Source organism: Pseudomonas sp. EA_65y_Pfl1_P113 (assembly GCF_963970525.1).
Lineage (GTDB): Bacteria > Pseudomonadota > Gammaproteobacteria > Pseudomonadales > Pseudomonadaceae > Aquipseudomonas > Aquipseudomonas tritici.
In genome coordinates this window covers 1-1026 of record NZ_CAXAQM010000105.1, presented here as the reverse complement: position 1 = coordinate 1026, position 1026 = coordinate 1, and the positions used below count along the sequence as shown (strand labels likewise).

The following is a 1026-nucleotide window of genomic DNA, read 5'->3' as shown; positions in this document are numbered from 1 at the left end:
GGCGGCTTCGACCCAGCGACGAAGAAATATGTCGGCACCGAAGCGGTGATCAAGGGTAAGCGTAGCGGCGAGGCCCTTCAGATTGTTTGTGCGCAGACTTGGGAGCACCGTTAGAAGAGTCATCTTCGGCAAGGGTGCTCACAATGGACGACCATTCGGACGACATAAGACGACCGTCCCCACGTATCGAAGTGTATGCTGGCGCAGGTCGAAAGCGCTGGCCCGACGATTTGAAGGCACAGATTGCCGCGGAAAGCCTCGAGCCGGGCGCGATTGTCACAGATGTCGCCCGCCGCCATGGCTGCCGGCCCCAGCAGGTGCATGACTGGCGGCGTCGAGCGCGTTTGGGCCAGTTGGTGCTGCCTGCTTCGGCGGATACCTTATCGTTCGTGCCTTTGGTGTCGGAATTGGCGCTACCGGCGACTGCGGAGGCCTCCGTATCACCGGAAACATCCACTGTTACGGTTGAGTTCCTGGGTGCACGGGTGGAGGTACGCGGGACGCCTGGCCTTGCTGTGTTGAGTGATGTGTTCTTGGCGCTCCGGCGGACACGTTCATGCTGACGCCACCCGCGAGCCTCATGATTTACGTGGCGACGCAACCTGTGGACTTCAGAAAGGGCGCGGATGGCTTGGCGCTCTTGGCGAAGGAGACGCTGGGCCATGACCCGATGAAGGGTGTGGCGGTGGTCTTCCGTGCAAAGCGCGCGGATCGGGTGAAGATTGTCGTCTGGGATGGCAGCGGCCTTGTGATGTACTGGAAGCGGCTCGATGGCAGCGGCTTCAAATGGCCTCCCATCGTGGCCGGCGTAATGCGGATGAATACCGCGCAGCTGTTGGCGCTTCTGGCCGGCATGGATTGGACACGCATGCACGCGCCTCGAATCCCGCAGCCGAAAGCGCTTGCGTAAAGATACAAAATCTTCGCTGCATCGGCGTGCGAAGCATGGCAGACTCGGGCCATGAGTGATTTGCCTGATGAGCTGCCGAGCGATCCCGCCGAGTTGCGTGTCTTTGCCGCGGCTCT

The 1026-nt window shown here is 61.2% G+C and carries 2 protein-coding genes; both read left to right on the top strand.

Going from position 1 to position 1026, the window contains the following annotated elements:
- Positions 1 to 143 precede the first annotated feature (143 nt).
- Positions 144 to 563 carry a transposase gene (locus tag AACY52_RS32425; RefSeq protein ID WP_370468060.1) on the top strand — a complete coding sequence of 140 codons (420 nt, stop codon included), beginning with the start codon at positions 144 to 146 and terminating at the stop codon, positions 561 to 563.
- On the top strand, positions 557 to 910 hold the full coding sequence (tnpB, locus tag AACY52_RS28490; protein ID WP_339444783.1) for an IS66 family insertion sequence element accessory protein TnpB: 354 nt from the start codon (positions 557 to 559) through the stop codon (positions 908 to 910). Before AACY52_RS32425 ends, tnpB begins: the two co-directional genes overlap by 7 nt.
- Positions 911 to 1026 lie beyond the last annotated feature (116 nt).

What these genes read in the sequence shown, in the direction of transcription:
- tnpB (WP_339444783.1), top strand. Translation starts at nt 557, where the DNA reads ATGCTGACGCCACCCGCGAGCCTCATGATTTACGTGGCGACGCAACCT.
- AACY52_RS32425 (WP_370468060.1), top strand. Translation starts at nt 144, where the DNA reads ATGGACGACCATTCGGACGACATAAGACGACCGTCCCCACGTATCGAA.